Source organism: Undibacterium hunanense, from assembly GCF_014284335.1.
Classification (GTDB): Bacteria; Pseudomonadota; Gammaproteobacteria; order Burkholderiales; family Burkholderiaceae_D; genus Undibacterium; species Undibacterium hunanense.
Genome location: NZ_JACOGF010000017.1, coordinates 107246 through 127674 on the forward strand (window position 1 = coordinate 107246; position 20429 = coordinate 127674).

General features: G+C 52.9%; 21 protein-coding genes and 1 tRNA gene. 17 read left to right on the plus strand and 5 right to left on the minus strand.

Going from position 1 to position 20429, the window contains the following annotated elements:
- Positions 1-29: 29 nt before the first annotated feature.
- Both mutM and H8L32_RS24385 read right to left on the minus strand, forming a co-directional pair.
- Complete coding sequence (mutM, locus tag H8L32_RS24380) at positions 30-851, minus strand: bifunctional DNA-formamidopyrimidine glycosylase/DNA-(apurinic or apyrimidinic site) lyase (RefSeq protein WP_186950316.1); 822 nt, start codon at positions 849-851, stop codon at positions 30-32.
- Positions 835-1050, minus strand: a complete 216-nt coding sequence (locus H8L32_RS24385) for a hypothetical protein (protein WP_222619476.1) — start codon at positions 1048-1050, stop codon at positions 835-837. The genes mutM and H8L32_RS24385 overlap by 17 nt, the downstream gene beginning before the upstream one ends.
- A gap of 13 nt (positions 1051-1063) precedes the next feature.
- On the opposite strand from H8L32_RS24385, the gene H8L32_RS24390 reads away from it, so the two are divergent.
- The 7 genes from H8L32_RS24390 (at position 1064) to ggt (ending at position 8291) form a co-directional block, all read left to right on the plus strand.
- The gene (locus tag H8L32_RS24390) at positions 1064-2815 is read left to right on the plus strand and encodes a tetratricopeptide repeat protein (RefSeq protein WP_186950320.1); all 1752 of its coding nucleotides are present in this window, start codon (positions 1064-1066) and stop codon (positions 2813-2815) included.
- Between the two features lie 164 nt (positions 2816-2979).
- Positions 2980-3636 carry a lipoprotein insertase outer membrane protein LolB gene (gene lolB / locus H8L32_RS24395; RefSeq protein WP_186950322.1) on the plus strand — a complete coding sequence of 219 codons (657 nt, stop codon included), beginning with the start codon at positions 2980-2982 and terminating at the stop codon, positions 3634-3636.
- Positions 3633-4523: a 4-(cytidine 5'-diphospho)-2-C-methyl-D-erythritol kinase gene (gene ispE / locus H8L32_RS24400; RefSeq protein ID WP_186950324.1), complete on the plus strand. Its 891-nt coding sequence runs from the start codon at positions 3633-3635 to the stop codon at positions 4521-4523. Before lolB ends, ispE begins: the two co-directional genes overlap by 4 nt.
- A gap of 32 nt (positions 4524-4555) precedes the next feature.
- Positions 4556-4632: transfer RNA gene (locus H8L32_RS24405), tRNA-Gln, on the plus strand.
- 120 nt (positions 4633-4752) lie between these two features.
- The gene (locus H8L32_RS24410) at positions 4753-5715 is read left to right on the plus strand and encodes a ribose-phosphate pyrophosphokinase (protein WP_186950326.1); all 963 of its coding nucleotides are present in this window, start codon (positions 4753-4755) and stop codon (positions 5713-5715) included.
- 112 nt (positions 5716-5827) lie between these two features.
- Entirely contained in the window at positions 5828-6415 is a 588-nt protein-coding gene (locus H8L32_RS24415; protein WP_186950328.1) for a 50S ribosomal protein L25/general stress protein Ctc, read from the plus strand.
- 130 nt (positions 6416-6545) lie between these two features.
- Positions 6546-8291, plus strand: coding sequence for a gamma-glutamyltransferase (ggt, locus tag H8L32_RS24420; RefSeq protein ID WP_186950330.1), 1746 nt, complete (start codon positions 6546-6548; stop codon positions 8289-8291).
- Between the two features lie 17 nt (positions 8292-8308).
- Here ggt and H8L32_RS24425 read toward each other — a convergent pair whose 3' ends face one another.
- Positions 8309-8890 carry a 5-formyltetrahydrofolate cyclo-ligase gene (locus tag H8L32_RS24425; RefSeq protein WP_230412397.1) on the minus strand — a complete coding sequence of 194 codons (582 nt, stop codon included), beginning with the start codon at positions 8888-8890 and terminating at the stop codon, positions 8309-8311.
- A 70-nt stretch (positions 8891-8960) separates the two neighbouring features.
- Here H8L32_RS24425 and H8L32_RS24430 point away from each other — a divergent pair, with 70 nt between their 5' ends.
- From H8L32_RS24430 to H8L32_RS24450, 5 genes are all read left to right on the plus strand, one after another.
- Positions 8961-10889: a lytic transglycosylase domain-containing protein gene (locus H8L32_RS24430; protein WP_230412398.1), complete on the plus strand. Its 1929-nt coding sequence runs from the start codon at positions 8961-8963 to the stop codon at positions 10887-10889.
- Between the two features lie 12 nt (positions 10890-10901).
- The gene (locus tag H8L32_RS24435) at positions 10902-11615 is read left to right on the plus strand and encodes a glutathione S-transferase family protein (RefSeq protein ID WP_186950334.1); all 714 of its coding nucleotides are present in this window, start codon (positions 10902-10904) and stop codon (positions 11613-11615) included.
- 9 nt (positions 11616-11624) lie between these two features.
- Entirely contained in the window at positions 11625-12836 is a 1212-nt protein-coding gene (locus H8L32_RS24440) for a multifunctional CCA addition/repair protein (protein WP_186950336.1), read from the plus strand.
- Positions 12837-12934: 98 nt separating this feature from the next.
- Entirely contained in the window at positions 12935-13621 is a 687-nt protein-coding gene (locus H8L32_RS24445) for a GNAT family N-acetyltransferase (protein WP_186950338.1), read from the plus strand.
- 87 nt (positions 13622-13708) lie between these two features.
- Positions 13709-14023 (plus strand): hypothetical protein, encoded by a 315-nt coding sequence (locus tag H8L32_RS24450; RefSeq protein ID WP_222619477.1) that lies wholly within the window; start codon positions 13709-13711, stop codon positions 14021-14023.
- Between the two features lie 257 nt (positions 14024-14280).
- Here the strand turns inward: H8L32_RS24450 and H8L32_RS24455 are convergent, their stop codons facing one another.
- Positions 14281-14784 (minus strand): Lrp/AsnC family transcriptional regulator, encoded by a 504-nt coding sequence (locus H8L32_RS24455; RefSeq protein ID WP_186950342.1) that lies wholly within the window; start codon positions 14782-14784, stop codon positions 14281-14283.
- A 179-nt stretch (positions 14785-14963) separates the two neighbouring features.
- Here H8L32_RS24455 and hppD point away from each other — a divergent pair, with 179 nt between their 5' ends.
- Together hppD and phhA are read left to right on the plus strand one after the other, a co-directional pair.
- Complete coding sequence (gene hppD / locus H8L32_RS24460) at positions 14964-16076, plus strand: 4-hydroxyphenylpyruvate dioxygenase (protein WP_186950344.1); 1113 nt, start codon at positions 14964-14966, stop codon at positions 16074-16076.
- Positions 16077-16160: 84 nt separating this feature from the next.
- A complete protein-coding gene (gene phhA, locus H8L32_RS24465; RefSeq protein ID WP_222619478.1) occupies positions 16161-17048 on the plus strand; it encodes a phenylalanine 4-monooxygenase in 888 nt (295 codons plus the stop codon).
- 54 nt (positions 17049-17102) lie between these two features.
- On the opposite strand, the gene H8L32_RS24470 is transcribed toward phhA, so the two are convergent.
- On the minus strand, positions 17103-17651 hold the full coding sequence (locus tag H8L32_RS24470) for a DUF2147 domain-containing protein (protein WP_186950346.1): 549 nt from the start codon (positions 17649-17651) through the stop codon (positions 17103-17105).
- Between the two features lie 269 nt (positions 17652-17920).
- Between H8L32_RS24470 and H8L32_RS24475 the strand changes: the two genes are divergently transcribed.
- The 3 genes from H8L32_RS24475 to H8L32_RS24485 are packed head-to-tail and all read left to right on the plus strand — an operon-like array spanning position 17921 to position 20207.
- Positions 17921-18667 (plus strand): response regulator, encoded by a 747-nt coding sequence (locus tag H8L32_RS24475; RefSeq protein WP_186950348.1) that lies wholly within the window; start codon positions 17921-17923, stop codon positions 18665-18667.
- On the plus strand, positions 18667-20007 hold the full coding sequence (locus H8L32_RS24480) for an ATP-binding protein (RefSeq protein WP_186950349.1): 1341 nt from the start codon (positions 18667-18669) through the stop codon (positions 20005-20007). Before H8L32_RS24475 ends, H8L32_RS24480 begins: the two co-directional genes overlap by 1 nt.
- Positions 20008-20048: 41 nt before the next feature.
- Positions 20049-20207, plus strand: a complete 159-nt coding sequence (locus tag H8L32_RS24485; RefSeq protein ID WP_186950351.1) for a hypothetical protein — start codon at positions 20049-20051, stop codon at positions 20205-20207.
- Positions 20208-20429: the final 222 nt, after the last annotated feature.

Sequence of the window (20429 nt, forward strand, 5' to 3'; positions counted from 1 at the left end):
TTGACTACATTTCAGACTGTTTGACGGGCTTATTTCTGACATTTTGCGCAATAAAAGCTGCTGCGCTGCCCCTGACGTATCTGTCTGATAGCCTGTCCACAGATTTTGCAGGCCTCTCCAGTTCTATCATAGACGAAATAAGACTGTTGGAAATAGCCGCTTTGACCATCCACACCCAAAAAATCCTTCAGTGTGCTACCGCCCTGCTCGATAGCAGCGGCCAGGGTTTCCCGGATGGCTGCTGCCAGCAAAGTATAGCGCGCCAGACTAATGCGTTTGGCCGAGGTTTTAGGGTTGATACCAGCCTTGAACAGGCTTTCTGATGCATAAATATTACCAACACCCACCACAATATCGCCCGCCAGCAGTACCTGTTTGACTGGCGCGCTGCGTTGGCGTGTCTCGCGATACAGTAATTCCGGGCTGAAACCAGGCTCCAGTGGCTCCACGCCCAGTTGGCGCAAGAGCAGATGCTCGTCAATATCACCATCAGCCGCTGCATGCCATAGCACCGCACCAAAACGGCGCGGATCGGTCATGCGCAAGGCCATGTCGCCGATGACAATATCAATATGATCATGTTTGGCTGGTGGCACATCTTTTTGCAAGACCCGCAAATGTCCCGACATGCCAAGATGAATCAATACGCAGCCGTGCTGAAAATGCAATAAAAGATATTTGCCGCGCCTGCCCGTGGCCAGAATGCGCTGGCCAGTCAGCAATGCAGGCAGGTCTGGCGGGAAAGGCCAGCGCAAACCTTCTCTGCGCAAGATGACCTGACTGACGGTTTTACCGGTCAGGTGAGGCGCGACGCCGCGTCTGGTAACTTCTACTTCAGGTAATTCTGGCATGGGCGGGAACTTTTACCATTACAATTTGACACAGTGTAATAACATGGCTGAACCCACAGCTTTTCAGCTTCAGCGTAAAATCAATCATCTTTTCTGTTAAATCCGGGCTCGTTTTGAAAACATTTCCAGCATTACTTCCTACTTCTATTGTATCCGTTCTGCGGCCGGCATCATGGCTATTGAGTGCGGCACTGGTCACGGGATGCGCGTCCATGGGCCAGCAGGGCACAGATTCCACCGGCGATGCCAAGCACGCCAACGATGCCGCACAGGCTGCCCTGTCAGCAGAAAAAACCCTCAACGGGGTAACGGCGGATGTCTCGCTGCCTGAAGACAAATTGCCTGAAGTAGCACTGTCTGAAGAATTATTTTACAAGATCATCACTGCTGAAATCGCCTATCAGCGCGGCAGTTGGCAGGGTGCGTATGTGACGCTGTATTCAGTTGCCCAGCAAACCCGTGATCCGCGTGTCGCCCGTCGCGCAGCAGAAATCGCCCTCAGTGCCAAGCAGGCAGGCGAAGCGCTGGCGGCCATACGTCTGTGGCGTGAATTTGCGCCCAACTCCAATGAAGCCACCCAGTATTACCTGGGCTTTATGGTGATGAATAACAATCTGGCAGAAATCCAGAGTGTATTTACAGAAAAACTGAAAACTGCCGATCCCAAAATGCACGGCATACTGATGTTGCAGGCCCAGCGCCTGCTGTCCCGTGCACGTGACAAGAACGCGGCCTTTGACGTTCTGGAAGAAATTCTCTCGCCTTACAAAAACAGCCCGGATGCCCACCTGGCACTGGCTCAGGGCGCTTATACCAAAGGTGACAACAAGCGCGCCGTGAGTGAAGCGCAAATCGTGCTGGACACCAAGACTGATTCACAACTGGCTATCCTGACCATCGCCCAGGCTTCGTCGCAACAGGATGCAGCCAAGGCCATGACGGCCTTTTTGCAAAAAAACCCGACCGCACGTGATGTCCGCCTGGCTTATGCCAGCATCCTGATCGACCTCAAGCAACTGGATAAGGCCACCAAAGAATTCGAGCAAATCGCCCGCGACAGGCCGGATGACAACAACGCCACTTATACGTTGGGCGTGTTGTTCATGGAAAGAAACCAGCCTGCGGAAGCAGAAAAATATTTCGTCCAGTATCTGAAAACCCTGGAAGCCAGACCAGGTGAAGAACGTGACCCGACCAATGCCCTGGTCAATCTGGCGCGTATCGCCGGTGAGCGCAAGGACTATAAGGCTGCGCAGGACTGGTTGTCCCAGGTGGAATCGTTTGATGGTCGCAACACCGCCTGGTTCAATGTACAGATGCGACGCGCCTTCCTGTATGCCAAAGAAGGCAAACTGGATGATGCAAGGCAGTTCCTGCGTACCGTAAAAGCCTCGAATGAGGCTGAACAGACCCAACTGGTACAAACCGAAGCACAATTGCTCAAGGACGCTGGTCAGCCCGATCAGGCCAAAGCCATTTTGCAAGAAGGCATACAGCAACAACCCAACAATCCTGACCTGCTGTACGATTTTGCCATGCTGGCAGAAGCCCAGAAAGACATCAGCAGCATGGAAACTTCACTGCGCAAGGTGATAGAGCTCGCACCCAATAGCCAACATGCCTACAATGCGCTCGGCTATTCATTTGCCGACCGCAATATACGTCTGGATGAAGCATCCACGCTGATAGAAAAAGCCAACCAGCTGGCGCCGGATGATCCATTTATTCTTGACAGCCTGGGCTGGGTCAAGTTCCGCCTGGCCAAATACGATGAGGCTGAACAGGCATTGCGTCGCGCCTATGAATTGCGGCCTGATGCCGAAATCGCCGTACATCTGGGCGAATTGCTGTGGACCATGGGACAGAAAGATGATGCAAAAAAAATCTGGCGCGACGCCCAGAAAAAAGACCCTGAAAACCAGACCCTGAAAACCACGCTGGACAGACTGAAGGTCAAACCCTGAGCCTTGCATGTCGCACCTGGTTGGGCTTGGTTGATCTGAACTGGATTGATTCAGATTGATTTTGCCCAACACGCGACATGCCGATAAAAAACTGCGCCGGGCACGCTAACCATGACAGCGCCCTGGCGTAGCGACCCTACACGGACTATGGACTACGGACAACGATGCATAACAAGACACGCTTGCCCCAGCATATTGCAGCCTGTGCCTGCCTGCTATTCAGCAGCGCCTGCACCAGCCTGCCCCAGCAACCGATAGCGACAAACAGCCCACCCGTCACACCGACGGCTCCAGCAGCACAAACCACCCAGCAAACAACTGCCAGCACTGCCCGCATCTATCAGCAACAAATCCAGATCAGTGGCCGCATCACCGTGCTGTACCAACAGGCTGACAAGCCACAAAGCATGCCTGGCAGTTTTGAGTGGGAACAGGACAGGGACAGTATACGCATCACCCTGATATCCCCTTTGGGGCAAACCATGGCCAGAATCACTCAGACAGCGCAAGGTGCCCGGCTGGAACAGGATGGCAAGGAAACCCGTCAGGCTGCCGATCTCGATCTGTTATTGCAAGATACCCTGGGCTGGTCCCTGCCAGTAGCCGGTCTGCGTGACTGGTTGCAAGGCTTCGTGGCAAAAGATGGCAAAACCGCCATGTCATTGCAAGCTCAGGACCAGACTATTGACGCCCAGGGCTGGAAATTGCGGTATGCGGCCTGGCATGAACAACCCAGCTTTCCAAAACGTATCGATTTGCAAAGATATACCAGCCAGGCTGGCGATATCTCCATCCGTATCGTCGTCGACCAATGGAAATGATACGCACACTGAAGCAGTGTCCGGCACCGGCCAAACTCAATCTCTTCCTGCACGTGACGGGCCGTCGGCCAGATGGCTACCATCTGCTGCAGACTGCCTTTCAACTGATAGACCGCTGCGATTATCTGGATGTCGAAGTGCGTGACGATGGGCTCATACATCGCTGCAATGACATACCCGGCGTGCCTGCCGACAGCGATTTGATTGTCAGGGCAGCCAGATTATTGCAGGCGCATGGCGGCAGTAGCCTGGGAGCCAATCTGACCCTGCACAAGCAACTGCCCATGGGCGGCGGCCTGGGCGGCGGTTCTTCAGACGCTGCAACCACCTTGCTGGCGCTGAATCATTTATGGAATACCGGCCTGACACGCGCAGAACTCATGCAACTGGGTCTGCAACTGGGTGCCGATGTACCCTTCTTTTTGTTTGGCGAAAACGCCTTTGCTGAGGGAGTGGGTGAAGAATTGCAGCCATTGAACACCGCTGAAGACTGGTTTGTGGTGCTGGAGCCCGGCGTACAAGTCCCCACACCGGCAATTTTTTCGGCAAAGGAGTTGACAAGAGGCACAAAGCCCGTCAGAATAGCGGACTTTTCCAGTGATGCAAAAATTCATTGGAAAAACGATCTGCAAACAGTTGCCTGCGCATTGTTCCCGCAAGTTGATGCAGCCATACAATGGCTCTCACAATACGGACAAGCGAAGATGACGGGATCAGGAGCTTGTGTTTTTTGTGCCTTTGCCGACGAAACGGCAGCAGACACAGTATTAAAGCAAGTGCCGGATCGCTGGACATCATGGAAAGCAAAAGCACTGAGTCGCCACCCGATGGCGCAGAAATTGGGATCGAAAAACATTTGGCTTGAAGCTGGTTTGACGCTAAAATAGCGGCGAACTTGGAAACAGGCAAACGGTTGTGTAGGGGAGTCGCCAAGCTGGTTAAGGCACCGGATTTTGATTCCGGCATGCGAAGGTTCGAATCCTTCTTCCCCTGCCATTAAATTAAAGCCGCCGCATAGATTGTGCGGCGGCTTTTTCAGTTTTATCAGCGGCTAGTTTTGTATAAAACCCATGCAAAATAAGCCAGACCCACAATCTCAGCCGATAGGTCCCAGCCATGGCAAATGCGCGCGCAAATGACAACATGATGGTTTTCACTGGCAACGCCAATCCTGCACTGGCTGCCGGTGTTGCCAAGCAACTCGGCATCCCCCTCGGCAAGGCAGACGTTTCCAAATTCTCTGACGGCGAAGTAATGGTCGAGATCAATGAAAACGTGCGCGGTAAAGATGTTTTCGTTTTGCAATCGACTTGCGCACCAACCAACGATAACCTGATGGAAATCATGTTGATGGTTGATGCTCTGAAACGTGCTTCCGCTGGCCGTATCACTGCAGCTATCCCCTATTTTGGTTATGCCCGTCAGGATCGTCGCCCACGCTCTGCGCGTGTTGCGATTTCTGCCAAAGTGGTTGCCAATATGCTGGAAGAAGCCGGTGTAGACCGCGTGCTGATCATGGACTTGCATGCCGATCAGATCCAGGGTTTCTTTGATATCCCTGTCGATAATATTTACGCTTCGCCAATTCTGCTGGGTGACCTGGTCGCCAAGAATTACGAAGACCTGCTGGTCGTTTCCCCTGACGTGGGTGGCGTGGTACGCGCCCGCGCTTTGGCAAAACGCCTGGGTTGCGACCTGGCCATCATTGACAAACGCCGTCCAAAAGCGAATGTCTCTGAAGTCATGAACATCATTGGTGAAGTCGAAGGCCGCAATTGCGTGATCATGGATGACATGGTTGACACTGCCGGCACGCTGACCAAAGCAGCTGAAGTATTGAAAGAACGTGGCGCCAAGAAAGTATTGGCTTACTGTACCCACCCTGTCCTGTCTGGCCCTGCGATACAACGTATTTCGCAATCGCCGCTGGATGAACTGGTAGTGACAGACACCATTCCACTGACGGAAGCAGCCCGTGCCTGTCCGAAGATTCGTCAATTGTCTTGTGACAGCCTGCTGGCCGAAACTTTCCGCCGCATTACCAAGGGCGAATCGGTCATCTCCCTGTTCACGGACTAAAATTTTCCGGCACTGCCATCTTCTTGATGACAGTGCTTTTTTCTGGGCCCCTGGTCGCGGGGGTTCAATACCGCAAAACAAATAAATGTTTTGCATTTTTTGGAGTAACACCATGAAAGTAATCGCATTTGCACGCAAAGAACAGGGGACCGGAGCGAGCCGCCGCCTGCGCAATGCTGGCCAAACACCTGGCATCATCTACGGCGGTACAGAAGCACCGGTCGCCATCACTCTGGATCACAATGCGCTGTACCATGCATTGAAAAAAGAAGCATTCCACTCTTCCATTCTGGACCTGGAAGTGGATGGCAAATCAGAAAAAGTATTGTTGCGCGACTTCCAGGTCCACGCATACAAACAACTGGTTTTGCACGCTGATTTCCAACGCGTAGATCCTAACCAGAAAATCCACGTTAAAGTGCCTCTGCACTTCATCAACGCTGACGTTTCCCCAGCAGTGAAACTGTCCGCAGCGGTCATCAGCCACGTTGCTGTTGAACTGGACATCTCCTGCCTGCCAGCAGAACTGCCAGAGTTCGTTGAAGTTGACCTGTCCAAACTGGAAGCTGGTCAATCCATCCACGTATCTCAACTGACATTGCCAAAAGGCGTGACAGCTGTTGTACACGGTGGTGACGCAACTGTTGCTATCGCTGTTATCCCAGCCGGCGCAACCTCTGCAGAAGCTGAAGCAAAATAATTTGCATTTTGCAAGTTGATGAAAGCCGCCTCCGGGCGGCTTTTTTTATTTTCTGCGAGCGGGATACTTTGCCCCATCTTCATGTCAGAATCAGTCATATCGTTTTAACCCGATTTACGGAGTTCTACGCATGCCCTCATTCTCCCGCCGCAAGCTATACCTGAGTCTGTTCATCCCCCTGTGTTTCAGCCTGGTCAGCCCTGTCAGTCAGGCACAGTTGGCAGCGGGCATCAAATACGACACCAGCTACCCCATCATCAGCCCGGTATATGCTAAACAGGGCATGGTGGCGACTGAGCAGGCACTGGCCAGCCAGGTAGGCCTGGACATACTCAAGCGCGGCGGGAATGCCGTGGATGCTGCCGTAGCAGTTGGCTTTGCCCTGGCAGTCGTCTTGCCGAACGCAGGCAATATCGGTGGTGGTGGCTTCATGGTCATCCATGACAGCAAATCGGGCAAGGATATCGCTCTCGATTTTCGTGAACTGGCACCAGAAAAAGCCACGCGCGACATGTACCTGGATGCGAATGGCAAAGTCATTTCCGGCAAATCCCTGTTCAGCCATCTGGCGGTCGGCGTACCTGGCACGGTAGCAGGCATGGATCTGGCCCTGCGCAAATATGGCAGCATGAAATGGAAGGATGTCATCGCCCCCGCCATACGTCTGGCCGAACAGGGTTTTGAGATAAGCCCGCATCTGGCAGAGGTGATCGATTCAAGCAAAAACCAGTTGGGTAAATGGCCTGCCAGCCGTGCGATTTTTTTTAAAGCTGATAAGCCGATACAGGCTGGTGAGCGCCTGCTGCAAAAAGACCTCGCACAATCGCTGCGTCTGATTGCCGAGCAAGGCGCAGTGGCTTTTTATGAAGGTGCGATCGCCAAAAAGATCGTCGCCGAAATGCAGCAACATCAGGGCATGATCTCTGCCAGTGACCTGAAGAATTACAAGGCAGTAGAACGCATCCCCGTGCGCGGCAATTATCGCGGCTATGAAGTCGTCTCCATGCCACCACCGAGTTCGGGGGGTGTACACATCATCCAGATGCTGAACATGCTGGAACATTTCCCCCTGAAAGAACAGGGTGCCAACAGTGCCCAGACTTTGCATCAGCTCAGTGAAGTGATGAAACTGGCCTATGCCGACCGTTCCGAATTTTTGGGTGACCCGGATTATTACAAAGTACCTACCAAAGGCCTGACTTCGCGCGCCTATGCCGATGAATTGGTGAAGAAAATACAGCCAGACCGTGCCACACCCTCTGCCGATATCAAGCCCGGCAAACCCCTGCCCTATGAAAGCGACCAGACCACGCATTATAGTGTCGCGGACCAATTCGGCAATGTGGTCGCCACCACCTATACCTTGAACCTGAACTTTGGCAGCGGCATTGTCGCCAGTGGCACCGGCATCGTGCTGAACAATGAAATGGACGATTTCTCGGTCAAGGCCGGCGTACCGAATGCCTTTGGCCTGCTGGGTGGTGACGCGAACGCAGTACAGAGCTGGAAACGGCCTTTGAGCTCGATGTCACCCACTATCGTACTGAAGGATGGTAAACCCTTCCTGGTGACTGGCAGCCCCGGTGGCAGCCGCATCATCACCACGACACTGCAAACGATATTGAATGTCATCGATCATGACATGAATGTCGCCGAAGCCACAATTTCACCGCGCATCCATCAGCAATGGATGCCAGACCAATTACGCTATGAAAAAGGGATCAGCATCGATACCCTGCGTCTGCTGGAGAAAAAAGGCCAGATCCTGCGTCCGGCAGCTACTTTGGGCAAAACCCAGACCATACAGGTCTATGCGCAGGGATTCGCTGGTTATTCAGACCCGCGCAGCCCAGATGGCAGTGCGGTCGGATTTTAAGCTTCAGATTTCCAGGCTCAGGCTTCCGTAAGAATGATATCCATAGGGATATCATGGATGTCAGCAGTAAAATCGGCCTGCATGCATTGATAGGCTATGCCTATGGTGAGCGGTCGCGGTGTTTTTTCCAGGGTGCGGTCATAATAGCCGCCACCATACCCAAGGCGGTACCTGCCCGCATTAAAGCCTACGCACGGTATCAATAGCGCAGCTGGTTGCATCCACTGCGTACGCTGGGCCGGCACTGGTATGCCATATTCATCAGCCAGCATGGTATCGCCTGGTTGCCAGCTTAAAAACTGCAAGGGCTGCTGCCGGACAAGCACCAGTGGCAGCGCCAGTTGCACGCCGGCATCTGACAATGCGGCATAGGTTGCCTGCAAATCAGGCTCGCCCCGTATCGGCCAGTACACCGCCAGGCTGGTGATCTGTTGCTGCCTGCAATATTGCAGCAACTTTTCACCCAGTTCCCTGTCCCATTGTTGCCTGACATTCATTGTGATATCGCGGCGTTTTTGCAGTAAACTTTTCCGCAAGTCCTGACGACTGAATGCTGCTTCTGTGTGCATCGGATGTGCGCTGGCCTTGGGCTGTGTCATACTGTCAGAAATGTAATCAAAAAACTGTCTAAAGATGTCTGTGAAAAAAAGTTTAGCTGGACTTGGCCTGATGATCTTAGCAGGTTTCGGCGCATCCACTGTCGCCAGCGCCGCTGCGGCAAAAAAAGGCCTGATCAATGATGATGACCGCTTCATGGCCTTGCGCGACGCCGCCTTCCATGATGACTCCGGCAATGCAGAGCAGCATGCGGCGGCACTCAAGAATTACGAAATCCCCTCTTATATTGATTATTATCGCCTGCGTGCCCGCCTGGTGAAAACCACGAATGCCGAATTTCGTGATTTTCTGAGCAAGTATGAAGGCAGCGCCATCGCTGACCGTCTGCGTAATGACTGGCTGTTGTTGCTGGGCAAACGTGGCGAATGGGAAACATTCGATCAGCAATATCCCATGTTTGTGGTAGCCGATGACAATCAGTTACGCTGCTATGCCGTGCTGTCAAAGGCACTTAAGCAGCAAAAAGTCGCCAGCGACGCACGCAATTTGCTGAATGCGCCACGCGATTATGGCGAAGGTTGCTATGCCCTGGTCACTTACCTCGCAGGCAATGGACAATTCAGCAATAACGATTTGTGGGCACAAGTCCGCATGGCTGGTGAAAACGGTGCGCTGCCACTGGCGCAGCGCCTGGGCAAATTACTCAACGTGCCAGAAAAACAGATGGCCGATGCCATCGACAAGCCTGCTGCCGTCACCAAAAAAGCCCCCGAAGCTGGTCGCACCGCACATGAACTCTATCTGATCGCACTGGGCCGTCTGGCCAAGACCGACCATGAACAGGCTGCCAGCCTGCTGAGTCGCTATACCAGCCAGTTCAGCGATATCGAAAAATCCACAGGCTGGGCACAAATTGCCCTGCAGGCAGCGCAGAAGCTGGAACCGGATGCACTGGGCTACTGGCAGCGTGCCGACACTGCCCCGCTGTCGCAGGAAGCCTATCAATGGCGGGTACGTACTGCCTTGCGCGAAGGTGACTGGAAGCTGGTAAAAAACGGCATCACCAACATGCCACCGGCCTTGAAGGCAGACCCTGCCTGGGTGTACTGGTATGGCCGCGCCCTGAAGGCCGAAGGCAAGAATGAAGAAGCACGCGCGCAATTTGCCAGCATCGCCGAACAACTGCATTTCTATGGGCAACTGGCACTGGAAGAACTGGGACAAAAAATTGGCGTCCCCATTACCGTCAAACCAGTAACGCCGGAAGAACTGGCGCCAATGGAAAAAAATCCCAACCTGCAAAGAGCCTTGAAGTTCTACGCCATGAACCTGCGCTTTGAAGGTACGCGTGAATGGAACTGGGAATTGCGCAAGATGAGCGAACGCCAGCATCTGGCGGCTGCTGAACTGGCACGCCAGAACAATTTGCTGGACCGCATGGTGAACACCTCGGACCGTACCAAGGGTGAACTCGACTTCAGCCAGCGCTACCCTACCCCTTTCAATGAAAGCATGTACAAAACCACGCAGGCACTGGGGCTGGACATGGCCTGGGTATATGGCCTGATACGCCAGGAATCACGCTTCATCATGAACGCCAAATCGCATGTGGGTGCATCTGGCCTGATGCAACTGATGCCGGCTACCGCACGCTATGTCGCCAAGAAAATTGGCCTGGGCAAATTTGTGCCAGAACAAGTCAATGATGTGGATACCAATATTGCCCTGGGTACCAATTATCTCAATATGGTACTGACCGACCTTGGTGGTTCGCAAGCGCTGGCATCCGCTGCCTATAATGCTGGCCCTGGACGCCCCAGAGCCTGGCGTGCAAAATTGAGCCGCCCGGTAGAAGGGGCGATTTTTGCAGAGACTATTCCCTTCAACGAAACCCGTGGTTACGTGAAGAATGTGTTGTCGAATGCCACCTACTATGCGGCCCTGTTCGAGAAAAAACCCCAGTCCCTGAAAAGCCGTCTGGGCATGGTTGTACCGAAGGGAATGACGGCAACCGATGCGGATATTCCCGCCAATTTTTAAGTGTAAAAACTCATGCAAGATACTGAAATGCAACCAGCACTGGCAGCCATGCTGGACCAAGAACGCGCCGGCTTGCGACTGATCATCGGCAATAAAAATATTTCATCCTGGTCCATGCGCCCATGGGTAGCGATGAAGGCATTTGGCATTCCTTTTGAAGAAGTACGCATCGTGCTGGACCGGCAAGACACCACCAGCCGCATTGCCGAATATTCGGCCGCTGGCCGTGTGCCGGTCTTGCTGGCGGGTGACATCACCGTCTGGGATTCACTGGCAATTTGCGAATACCTGGCCGAGCAGTTTTCCATACTCAACCTGTGGCCGGAAGACGTGGCGGCACGCGCAACGGCACGCAGCATCTGTGCCGAAATGCATTCCGGCTTTTCATCCCTGCGCTCGGACATGCCTATGGATATCCGTGCTTCGCTGCCCGGCAAGGGCCGCACCATAGGCTCGCAAGCTGACATAGGCCGCATCAGCGAAATCTGGGAAGACTGCCTGTCCCTGTATGGCGCGCACGAATTCCTGTTTGGTGCCTTTTCCATTGCCGATGCTTTCTACGCACCGGTAGTCATGCGTTTTCGTACCTATGGCGTATCGCTGGCCCCTGCCCTGCAGGCGTATGCTGATCGCGTACTGGCTCATCCCGCTGTTGCCCAGTGGGTCCGGGAAGCACTGATGGAAACGGAAGGCCTGCCCAGGCATGATGACAGCGCAGAAGACTGACGCAGCAGCATGAAGACCTATATCGTCGGCGGTGCCGTGCGTGATGCCCTGCTGGGTTTGCCCGTGCAGGACCGCGATTTCGTGGTGGTCGGTGCGTCACCCGAAGAAATGCTGGCCAAAGGCTATCTGCCGGTGGGTAAAGACTTCCCGGTATTTTTGCATCCGAAAACCCACGACGAATATGCGCTGGCACGTACTGAGCGAAAAACTGCTGCCGGATACAAGGGCTTTGTCTTTCATACCGATGCTGATGTCACACTGGAAGAAGACCTGATACGCCGCGACCTGACCATCAATGCCATGGCACAGGATGATGCAGGCAATATCATTGACCCGTATGGCGGTCTGCGTGATTTGCATGACAGGGTATTTCGCCATGTATCCATGGCATTTTGCGAAGACCCAGTGCGCATCTTGCGCCTGGCCCGTTTTGCCGCCCGCTTTGCCATACCGCCACAGAATTTCCATGTAGCAGAAGAAACCACTAGCCTCATGCAAGGCATGGTAGCCGACGGTGAAGTAGATGCCCTGGTGGCTGAACGTGTTTGGCAAGAGCTGTCACGCGGCCTGATGGAAGCACGGCCTTCGCGCATGTTTGCCGTACTGCGCAGTTGCGGTGCCCTGCAAAGATTATTGCCTGAATTGAATGCCCTTTTTGAACCAGGTACCGCCAGTGAACGCGGCCAGCAACTGATGCAGATACTGGATGCCACAGCCAGCCACGCCAGCCACAGGCAAGCACTAAGTACCCGTTTTGCCATACTCCTGCATGACCTGGCATTAGTGCCTGCGGGCAGCGACACACTGTCCGTTGAAAAACTGCGGGTAAAACTGGCAGATGGCATTTGCCAGCGTCTCAAAGTACCGGCAGAATGCCGCGACATGGCCGTCATGCTGGCGCGTGAACATTTGCACATCAAAGACGCCGCATCACTGTCCGCCGCAGATACGGTTGATTTGCTGACACGTTGCGATGCCCTCCGCAAACCAGAACGTTTTCTTGAGATGCTGAATGCCTGCGCCTGCCTGTTTCTTGAAGAGTTGGCAACAGATACCGTCTTCGCCCCGCAGTTACAGTTAAGCCAGGCCCTCGATATCGTGTTGAAAGTGAATGGCGGTGAGATTGCCAGCCTGTATGCCGCCCAACCACAGCAAATTCCGATTGCCATACGCGCAGGCAGAATAAACGCGCTGGAAGCCGCATCAAACGCGCAACAATAGAAGTTTTACTCTCAAAACCGGCGCTTATCTGGAATAATCAGGCGAGATCATCTACAATGCATTGTGCAGTGCACAAAAGCTACCCATAAGGAGCTGCCATGAATGCGTCAGATATGTTTCCTGAAGATCCAAAACACTTGCTAAACGCTGCTAACAAACCATCGAAATCGACTGTTTTCGTCAAGGAATTGTCGGAAAAAGACAGACATCGCATCCTGCGTCATTTTCTTGGCCTCGAAGAAAGCGACCGCCTGCTGCGCTTCGGCACCTATCTACCCGATGTCATGATAGAAAAATATGTAGAAGGCATCGATTTTTCACGCGACAAGGTGTTTGGCGTCATCAGCCACCATTTCCGCATCGTCGGCGTCGGTCATCTGGCATATGCACCGCGCTCTGACAAGGATGAAGTCACAGACAAGGACAAGGTCGCCGAATTTGGCGTATCCGTGTCCAAAATCGCACGTGGTAAAGGCATAGGTTCAAAACTGTTTGAACGCGGCGCCATCCACTGCCGCAATGACGATGTCGATACCCTGTACATGCACTGCCTGTCATCCAATCAGACGATGATACACATCGCCAAAAAAGCCGGCATGGAAATCCATCGCGAATACGGCGAAGCCGACGCCTACCTGAAAATCCTGCCCGCCGACGCCGTCAGCGTCCTCAAGGAAGCCATGCAGGAACAGGTCGCAACCATTGACTACACCATCAAAGCCAATACCCGCGCCGCCGCCAAATGGCTCAGCAATCTGCCGGGGATGAAGGATAGTTCAAAGTAGATTTGCCAGATTTGGCTAAAGGACAAGACTGCTCAGCACAGAGAAAAACAGGAGGAACGAAACCTGGTTTTCTATATATTTCAACCATTGATCAATCCAGTAACAAGAAGCTTGGCTGAAGGTAGCATTGACGTTGCTTTTGACTTTGCTTTTGACTTTGGGGTTGCCTTTGAATTTTGCAGTTCCCATGTGTCGATGCCTTTGCTGCAAGGCAGAAAATGGAAAAAGAAGGATCGATGTTTGAGCGTAGCGAGTTTTCGATCCTTCCCATTTTTTGACTTGCAGCAAAGGGAACCCCCTTTAGGGGGCAGCGACGCCTCGGTCGCCTTTTTGGCCCACCTTTTTGGCGAAGCAAAAAGGTGGGTAGCCGCCGGTCTACCACCGGCCAGCAATCGCAAATGACGTATGCAGGCACTTAGAAAATCTACCTAATCACAATACACGGATTTAAATCACTGCATAGAATGTTGCGAACGCCGCTAGACTCCTGCCTGCGCAGGAGTGACGATTTTGAGGTTCATTGTTTTAACTACGCGCTAGTTTGCATGCGCTACAAATCGCTAAGCAATAAGCGATAAGCGATAAGCGATAAGGCTACGGATATCACAACCACATTGCTAAATAACAAGCACAATGCCGTCCATCCCCCAAACCCTCAATCATCCACCCACCACTACCGGCAAAGCCGTCGTATCCTTAATCTGCTGCAAGGCAAAACTAGACTTTACATCCAGCACCGCAGAATGACGCAATAGTGTCTCCATCATGAAACGCGAAAAATGGTTCATGTCTTCCACATGCACCCGCAACAAATAATCCATTTCCCCCGTCATCGCATAACAGGCCACCACCTCAGGCCATTGCCCTACCGAGGCCGAAAAGTCATCGCGTGGCGAGCGTGAAGCGCCCTTGCCGGGTGCATCACTGTGCTTTTCCAGGCGCACGTTGACATAAGCCAGCAAACCCAGGCCTATCTTGGCCGGTTCCAGCAAGGCCACATACTTGCGTATGACACCGCTGTCTTCCAGCCGCTTTATGCGACGCAGACAGGGGGAAGGAGACAGATTGACGCGCTCGGCTACCTCCTGGTTGGTCAGCCTGCCATCCGCCTGCAAAATTGCCAGGATTTTGCGGTCTATCTTGTCCAGTTCAACCTCAAGCATAATTTGCCTTACATCCAATAAATTAAGCAATATTATTGCTCAAATTGCGAAGTCTTTGGGGTATTTGGCAATTATATGGCGCGTTTTGCGGACTATACTGAGAGCTTGAGCTACATCAAAGCCTGCCTCAAAAGCGGTCAGATGCAGCGGACACTGATGATCACACTAAGGAGACAGGCATGACTTTCCAAACTTGGGAAAACCCTATGGGTACCGATGGCTTTGAGTTTATCGAGTACGCAGCACCAGATCCTAAAGGGCTCGGCGACTTGTTCGTTACCATGGGTTTCACTGCGATTGCCAAACACCGCACCAAGGATGTGACACTGTACCGTCAAGGTGACGTGAATTTCATCATCAATGCAGAACCTGATTCTTTCGCGCAAAAATTTGCCCGCAAGCATGGCCCTTCCGTCTGTGCTTTCGCTTTCCGCGTCAAGGATGCCAACGCCGCCTACAAACGTGCGCTGGATCTGGGTGCCTGGGGTTTCGACAATAAAACCGGCCCTATGGAATTGAATATTCCCGCCATCAAGGGCATAGGCGATGCGCTGGTGTATTTCGTTGATCGCTGGCATGGCAAGGATGGTGCAGAACCTGGTGCCATCGGCAATATCAGCATCTATGATGCTGACTTCGTGGCTATCCCTGGCGTGGAATCCAACCCGGTCGGCAAAGGTCTGACTTATATCGACCACCTGACCCATAATGTGCATCGCGGTCGCATGAAAGAATGGGCAGATTTTTATGAAACCCTGTTCAACTTCCGCGAAATCCGTTACTTCGATATCGCTGGCAAACACACCGGCCTGAAATCCAAGGCCATGACTTCACCTTGCGGCAAAATCCGCATCCCTATCAACGAATCGTCGGATGACAAATCCCAGATCGCTGAATACCTGGACCTGTACCACGGCGAAGGCGTGCAGCATATCGCCATGGGCACAGACAATATTTATGACACCGTTGGCGGCATGAAAGCCAATGGCGTCGTGTTCCAGGACACCATAGAAACTTACTACGACCTGGTTGACCGTCGCCTGCCCGGCCATGGTGAAAACCTGGAAGAATTGCGCAAGCTGCGCATTCTCGTCGATGGCAAGAGCACAGAAACATCACGTGAATTGCTGTTGCAGATTTTCACAACCACAGTTATCGGCCCTATCTTCTTTGAAATCATCCAGCGCAAGGGCGATCAGGGTTTTGGCGAAGGTAACTTCCGCGCCTTGTTTGAATCGATAGAACTGGATCAGATCCGTCGTGGCGTCATCAAAGACGAAACAACTGCCTGATTTTTCACACACAGTGAATGGAAACATGAGGAGATAGAAAGAGGCTGGACATCATCATGATGCCGGCCTTTTTCTCTGGAAAATATGGACACTATCGATACTACTGTCAGCAATGACGATTTTCTGGCTACCGTTGCTGAAAAATCCAACGGTGCAGCCCTGCGCGGTGATTATGAAAAGGCCGACGAACACTATGTCGTCGAGCAGGACTGGGCTGCTTATACAGAAGAGCAACATGCCCTGTGGCGCAAACTGTATCAGCGCCAGATGGAACTGTTGCCTGGCCGTGCCTGTGATGAATTCATCGCAGCCCTGCACAAGATGGATGCGGCTGATGGCATACCCAGGTTTGAACGCACGTCAGAAGAATTGTTTGCCGCCACCGGCTGGCGCATCGTCGCCGTACCTGGCCTGATCCCGGAGCTGACTTTCTTTGAACACCTGGCCAACCGCCGCTTCCCCATCACCGTGTGGTTGCGCAAGCCGGAAGAATTCAACTACATCGTTGAGCCTGATGTATTTCACGATTATTTCGGCCATGTACCCATGCTGTTCAATCCGATTTTTGCCGATTATATGCAGCTGTACGGCAAAGGCGGCTTGAAGGCGATGAAACTCGGTGGCCTGGATTATCTGGCGCGGCTGTACTGGTACACGGTGGAATTTGGCCTGATCAGGACCGACCAGGGTTTGCGCATCTATGGCGCCGGTATCCTGTCGTCTGGTGGCGAAGTTGAATATTGCCTGAAGCCCGGAACCACTTCACGCCATATCCATCTCGACATAGAACGCTGCCTGCAAACCCTGTACAAGATAGACAGCTATCAGGAAACCTATTTTGTCATCGACGATTTCCAGCAATTATTTGATGGTACGGCACCAGACTTCACGCCGTATTATGAGAGGCTGAAACAGCTCGATGCCTTGCCTGCCAATACCTTGCTACCGGGCGAAGTCGAATTACTGCCGTAAGTCTGCATTGAGATTGAAAACTGAAATGGGAGCATCAAAGTGATGCTCCCATTATTATTTTTGCGCAGTGACGGTATTTGATACGCGCGTCCATACCTGGCTACGGCCATTTTCTGGCTTGTCCTTGTATGCTGTGACTTCCAGCTCAGTCGGGCTCAGCATGCGCATCTGGCACGCATAGGTCTGGCCATCGGCGCGATTGAAAATCGTGCCTGACCAGGTGGCGACTCCGATCGGCGTAAAACCCTCCATAATGGTCTTACCCAATACCGGTATCGCGGATTCAGGCGTTGCGGTACTGCCCATCGCAGTCATGTTGCTCACATTCGCAGCATCGTTGACCTTGCTGACTTTGCCGCACACAGACTGACCACAATTGCCGATTTGTACTTCCAGGCTACCGCTCTGGGTCAGCCAGGTACCAGCGACTGCGTCTGGTTTATTTGCTTGGCTATTTGCCAGATTGGCGAGCTTGCCGGCCTGGATTTCGGCTTCCACAGGTGCCAGGTAGTAATCAGACAAACCAGCCTGCTGCGCCTGGGCAGACCAGGCACTCATCAATACGGTGGCAAAAGTGGTGATAACGATCATTTGCTTTTTCATGTCAGTTCTCCTTGAGTTGTCGAGGTGATGAATTCATCACGGCAACGTCATTAGACAGTCGCAAAGTATCTGGCAGATGTCAGGGAATGCCTTATTTGCATCAGACTATGTGTCAACAGCACTCAGATACACTGGGATACAAAAGATTTTGTCTCTGCCACTATTTAAGCTATAAAGCACTATGGAATGAATCATAAAAATTTGCATCAAAAATGCGCATCAAGAATGTGAATCAAAAATGCGCAACCAGTCCACAACCAGCCCAGCACATGGAAAATACAGAATCCCCGGATCACATCCTCATCGTTGATGATGATACAGAAATACGCGAACTGACTGCCCTGTACCTGCGCAAGAATGGCAACAAGGTCAGCACGGCTGCGGGCGGCAAGCAAATGCGCGCCTTGCTCGAAGGCAGTTCCATCGACCTCATCGTGCTTGATATCATGATGCCGGGTGAGGATGGTTTGAGCCTGTGCCGCGAATTGCGCTCTGGCCCGCACAAAGTTATCCCCTTGTTTTTTTTGACGGCACGTGCAGAAGAAACTGACCGCATAGTCGGCCTGGAAATGGGTGCAGACGATTATCTGACCAAGCCTTTCGCTGCACGGGAATTGCTGGCCCGCATCAAGGCAGTCTTGCGCCGTACGCGTATGTTGCCGCCCAGGCTGCGTGAACAAAAACCACCCGCCATGCTCAATTTTGGTGACTGGCAACTCGATACCCTGGCACGCCATCTGCTCGATAAAGACGGTGTCATGGTCACACTCAGCGGTGCTGAATATCGCCTGTTGCAAGTCTTTGTCGAACACCCGCAGCGTGTGCTGAACCGTGACCAGTTGCTGAACCTGACCCAGGGTCGTGACGCTGATCTATTCGAACGTTCTATCGACTTGCTGGTCAGCCGCCTGCGCCAGCATTTGCGTGATGATGCGCGCGAACCGCGCTATATCAAAACCGTGCGCAGCGAAGGCTATGTATTTTGTGCACAGGTCACGGCACCCGGGGATATCTGATGCATATCATGGAAAGCCCGCACTGGCCACACACCCTGTTTGGCCGCCTGTGCCTGATTTTGCTCAGTGCTCTGCTAATGGCGTATGCACTGTCGTTTGCCTCATCACAATGGGACAAAATGCAGGTCAGGAAAAATCATATGGTCTACTCAGTTGGCAAGGATGTCGCCAATGCGATTTCCTTTCTTGACCGCCTGCCAGTCAGCGAACGTCAGTCATGGCTGGACAAACTGGCCCGCAACAATTACGTATATACATTGCAGGCCGCCCCCACTGATGCCACGGACAGCATAGACCTGGACATTGCCAATGAGGCGATAGAAGCCATCAAAAATAATCTGGAACATCCGGCAAAAATCAGGATCAGCCTACGCACCGAAAATGATAAAAAAATCCTGCAATTGCATCTGCCCCTGAGTGACGGCGCACCGCTCACCGTCCACCTGACTGCAACACCTTACGCCATACCATGGAGCATGTTTTCACTGCTTTGCGTACAGCTCGCCATCCTCATGCTGGCAGCCTGGCTGGCAGTCAGGACCGCGACACGCCCACTGGCCATGCTGGCTGAAGCCGCCGATGCCATGGTAAAACCAGGCGCCAGGCCACAGTTCCCTGCCCGTGCACCACGAGAAGTATTCCGTGCAGCCACCGCCTTCCAGAACATGCAGGAACGCATAGACACGTACCTGGCAGAACGCATGCAAATCCTGGCCTCCATCACCCACGACCTGCAAACCCCCATCACACGCCTGCGCCTGCGCACAGAACTCATGGACGACGACAGCCACCGAAGTAAGATGCAAGCTGACCTGCAAGCCATGCAAAAACTGGTAGAGCAAGGCCTGGCCTATGCCAAGGTACAAAACCAGCTACAAACCGATCAGGAAGCAAGCAGCAAAATCAATCTTGATGCCCTGGCTGGCAGCCTGGTGCAAGACTATTGCGACACCGGCCAGCAAGTCAGCCTGCGTGGCCGTAGCGGCCAGACCCTGCAAACCCGCCCCCTGGCCCTGTCCCGCCTGCTCGGCAACCTTATCGACAATGCCCTGAAGTTTGGCAAGGAAGTGGAAGTCATCCTGGACAGCAAGCAGCAACATGCCGTCATCACCATACAGGACAGAGGCCCGGGCATCCCCGAACAGCAATGGGAAGCCGTGATGCAACCCTTCGTAAGGCTAGAATCCTCCCGCAACCGTGAGACTGGTGGTGCAGGTCTTGGTCTCGCTATCGTGGCACAACTGGCGTTGCAACTGCATGCCGAAATACAGTTTGGCAATCGTGAGGGTGGAGGTTTGGCGGTGAGTGTCAGATTGCCTTTGCAGGCTGGAGTAGATTAAATCGCCTGAACGATTGACTGAAAAAATATGAGGCGCGGTCGGTGACGTTGCTGTTGCTGTTGCTGTTGCTGTTGCTGTTGCTGTTGCTGTTGCTGTTGCTGTTGCTGTTGCTGTTGCTGTTGCTGTTGCTGTTGCTGTTGCCTTTGACGTTCGGGGTTGTTGTTGACTCTAATCCGCTTGGGACGAAGCCATTTGTGTAGTGCAGAAAATGGAAAAAGAAGGTCCGATGTCTGAGCGTAGCGAGTTACGGACCTTCCCATTTTTTGCGCTACATAAATGGGCACTCCCGCAGGGAGCGAGTCTGCGGTCGCCTTTCTTTGATTCCTTTCTTTGGCGAAGCGTAACTATTCAGCAGTTGTAAACATTCCCGACTTACTGCATAGTGCAGAGGATGATAAAAATTCCTGACCTTAGAGAGTTAA